The 3,444-nt window shown below is 68.1% G+C and carries 4 protein-coding genes; all 4 read left to right on the forward strand.

What is annotated here, in order from left to right; genetic code table 11:
• Positions 1-461: DUF2076 domain-containing protein (locus ACCC94_RS28755; RefSeq protein ID WP_413352991.1), on the forward strand; the 461-nt coding region annotated here is incomplete at its 5' end.
• 93 nt (positions 462-554) lie between these two features.
• A complete protein-coding gene (locus ACCC94_RS28760) occupies positions 555-1,031 on the forward strand; it encodes an NYN domain-containing protein (RefSeq protein WP_192434826.1) in 477 nt (158 codons plus the stop codon).
• A gap of 50 nt (positions 1,032-1,081) precedes the next feature.
• Positions 1,082-2,464, forward strand: coding sequence for a DEAD/DEAH box helicase (locus ACCC94_RS28765; protein WP_413352992.1), 1,383 nt, complete (start codon positions 1,082-1,084; stop codon positions 2,462-2,464).
• Between the two features lie 168 nt (positions 2,465-2,632).
• Positions 2,633-3,382, forward strand: a complete 750-nt coding sequence (locus ACCC94_RS28770; protein ID WP_413352994.1) for a helix-turn-helix transcriptional regulator — start codon at positions 2,633-2,635, stop codon at positions 3,380-3,382.
• The last annotated feature ends 62 nt before the right edge of the window (positions 3,383-3,444 follow it).

The raw sequence follows: 3,444 nt of genomic DNA on the forward strand, positions 1-3,444 counted from the left end.
GCCAGGAGCAGCGCCCGGCGCCAGCGCAGCAACGCCCGGACGGCTGGGGCCAGACGCGCTTCTCGCAACCTGCGGGCAATGCCGCTTATGCGAATAATCCCGCGGCCAGCAACCCGAACGATTTCAGGCCTGCACAACCGGCCCAGGCTGCGCCCCAGGGCGGCGGCTTCCTGCGCGGCGCCCTGCAGACCGCCGCGGGCGTGGCCGGTGGCGTGATGGTGGCGGACCTGCTGACCAGCATGTTCCACCACAACCAGCCGCAGGAAATCGTCGAAGTGATCCAGGAGCAGCCAGTACAGCCAGAACCGTCCAGCGTCGACGACGGGCGCGGCGATGACTCGTCCCTGGGCGGCGACCGCTACGCCGACAATGGCTTCAGCGATGCTAATTACGACGACAGCGGCAGCTTCGGCGACGACTCCGGCTTCTTCGGCGGCGACGACGGCGACCTGTTCAGCTGAGCCGCCGGCGAAGCAGTCCCGCCCGCCGGGACTGGCGGGGGCGCGCCACTGTGCCGATAATGCGCCCCCGCTGTTCGAGTCCCGGAGTCACCGTTGAAGACCATCGCCCTGTTCGCCGACGTGCAGAACCTCTACTACACCGTGCGTCAGGCCTACGGCTGCCACTTCAACTACGCCGCGCTGTGGGCCGAGCTGAGCGCCCAGGGCAACATCGTCCAGGCCTATGCCTACGCCATCGACCGCGGCGATGCCAAGCAGCAGCAGTTCCAGCAGATCCTGCGCAAGCTCGGCTTCACCGTGAAGCTCAAGCCCTACATCCAGCGCGCCGACGGCTCGGCCAAGGGTGACTGGGACGTGGGCATCACCATCGATATCCTCGACGCCGCGCCGAACGTCGACGAGATCGTCCTGGCCTCCGGCGACGGCGATTTCGACCTGCTGCTCGACCGCGTCCGCGCCGGCGGCACCGACGCCACCGCCTACGGCGTGCCGGGCCTCACCGCCCAGGCGCTGATCCGCGCGGCCAGCCGCTACGTACCTATCGAAGGCGCGCTGCTGCTGCGCTCCTGAGCCTTGCGGCTACAATGCCGCCCATTCGAATCGTTTTTCGCGAGCGCTCCATGACCTTCGCCAACCTTGGCCTGATCGATCCCCTCCTGCGCGCCCTCGACGGGCTCGGCTACCAGAACCCGACGGCGGTGCAGGCCCAGGCCATCCCGGCCGTGCTCAAGGGCCGTGACCTGCTGGCCGCTGCCCAGACCGGCACCGGCAAGACCGCCGGCTTCGCCCTGCCGCTGCTGCAGAAGCTGCTGCAGGAAGGCCCGCAGGTGGCGGCCAACTCGATCCGCGCGCTGGTGCTGGTGCCGACCCGCGAGCTGGCCGAACAGGTGCACGAGAGCTTCCGCGCCTATGGCCAGCACGTGCCGCTGCGTACCGCCGTGGCATATGGCGGGGTCAGCATCAACCCGCAGATGATGAAGCTGCGCAAGGGCGTCGACGTGCTGGTGGCGACCCCTGGCCGCCTGCTCGACCTCTACCGGCAGAACGCCCTGAAATTCACCCAGCTGCAGGCGCTGGTGCTGGACGAGGCCGACCGCATGCTCGATCTCGGTTTCGCCCGTGAGCTGGACGAAGTCTTCGCCGCGCTGCCCAGACGCCGGCAGACCCTGCTGTTCTCGGCGACCTTCTCCGATGCCATCCGCCAGATGGCCCGCACCCTGCTGCGCGACCCGCTGACTATCGACGTCGCTCCGCGCAACACGGCGGCGAAGACGGTGAAGCAGCACCTGCTCACCGTGGACAAGAAGCGCAAGGCCGAACTGTTCCTGCACCTGCTGCGCGAGCAGGGCTGGCGCCAGGCACTGGTGTTCGCCAAGACCCGCAAGGGCGTCGACGAACTGGTTGACCTGCTGCAGCGCGAAGGCATCCGAGCCGACTCCATCCACGGCGACAAGCCACAGCCGTCGCGTCTTCGCGCCCTGGCGCGGTTCAAGGCCGGCGAGGTGGACTTCCTCATCGCCACCGACGTCGCCGCGCGCGGCCTGGATATCGAGGAGATGCCGCTGGTGGTCAACTTCGACCTGCCCATCGTCCCCGAGGATTACGTGCACCGCATCGGCCGGACCGGCCGTGCCGGCGCCAGCGGCCAGGCGATCTCGCTGGTCTGTGCCGATGAAGTGCAGCAGCTGGCGGCCATCGAGACGCTGATCGGCCAGACCCTGCAGCGCCAGGAAGAAGACGGCTTCGAGGCGGAGCACCGGGTGCCGGTCACCGCCCCCGGCGGGCAGGTGATGAAGAAGCCGAAGAAGCCCAAGCAACCCAAGGTGCCGGAAGGCAAACCGGGCAAGGTGCACCTCGGCTCGCTGCTGGATGACAAGCCGCAGGTCAAGGCGGTGCGCAAGGCGCCGGGCTTCGGTCTCGGCGGCAAACCGGCTGGCGGCAAGCCTGCTTCCGGTAAATCCCCGGCGGGGAAGCCGGGCGGCAAGGGCGCTCGTCGCCCCTGAGCCGATACGGCGCGCCCTGCCTCATCGCGGTGCGCGCCGGAGGTTGAATCAGTCGCTGTCTTCAGGCGTGGCGGGGCCTTGCGGGGTGTGGCGCAAAAGCTGCATTTCCGTGTGGAATCCCGAACGCCTATAGTGTGCCCATCGCGCACACAACAAGAACGACAGCCCATGCGCCACAAGGAACTCAAAGCCTGGACCGGCGGAGTCGCCCACCTGCTCCCGCTGGCCGCCGGTCGTCCGCGCCTGCTCGGCCTCAGCCAGTGGCTGCAGCAGGTCTGCGCGGTGGATAACTTCGTGCTCTTCGTCTACGAAGGCAACCACCGGCCGCTGGACCTGTTCGACACCTTCCCGGCCGACATCCGCCACGTCTATGTCGAGGACTACCAGGCCGGCCCCTACCTGCTCGATCCGTTCTACCTCGCCTGCACCCGTCAGCAGGCGCCGGGACTGTGGCGCCTGCGGCAGTTCGCGCCGGACCACTTCTACCTGGGCGAGTACTACCAGACCTACTACCAGCAGACCGGCCTGACCGAGGAAATCGCCTTCTTCATCGACCTCGCCGATGGCGCCACCGCCGTGCTCTCGCTGATGCGCAAGACTTCCAGCCCCGCCTACAGCCGCGACGAGATGCAGCTACTGGAATGTGCGCGGCCGGTGGTGGAGCAGGTGGTGCGCGAGGCCTGGGAACTGCGCCGCGCGCAACCGCGCCCGGCGCAGGACCTGGACTACCAGATCCGCGAGGCCTTCGACCAGTTCGGCGCCCAGCTGCTCACGCCGCGCGAGCAGGAGATCGTCCAGCTGCTGCTGCGCGGCCACTCCAGTGCCTCGGTGGCCGAGCAGCTGGACATCAGCCCCGGCACGGTGAAGATCCACCGCAAGAACCTCTACGCCAAGCTCGGCATCGGCAGCCAGGATTAGGGAGAAGGCAGGACTTCACGTAGGAGCGGACCTTGTCCGCGAAATCCCTCGCGGCGGAATGC

It is taken from the genome of Pseudomonas sp. Pseusp97 (assembly GCF_047304025.1).
Classification (GTDB): Bacteria; Pseudomonadota; Gammaproteobacteria; order Pseudomonadales; family Pseudomonadaceae; genus Pseudomonas.

What these genes read in the sequence shown, in the direction of transcription:
- ACCC94_RS28765 (WP_413352992.1), top strand. Translation starts at nt 1,082, where the DNA reads ATGACCTTCGCCAACCTTGGCCTGATCGATCCCCTCCTGCGCGCCCTC.
- ACCC94_RS28770 (WP_413352994.1), top strand. Translation starts at nt 2,633, where the DNA reads ATGCGCCACAAGGAACTCAAAGCCTGGACCGGCGGAGTCGCCCACCTG.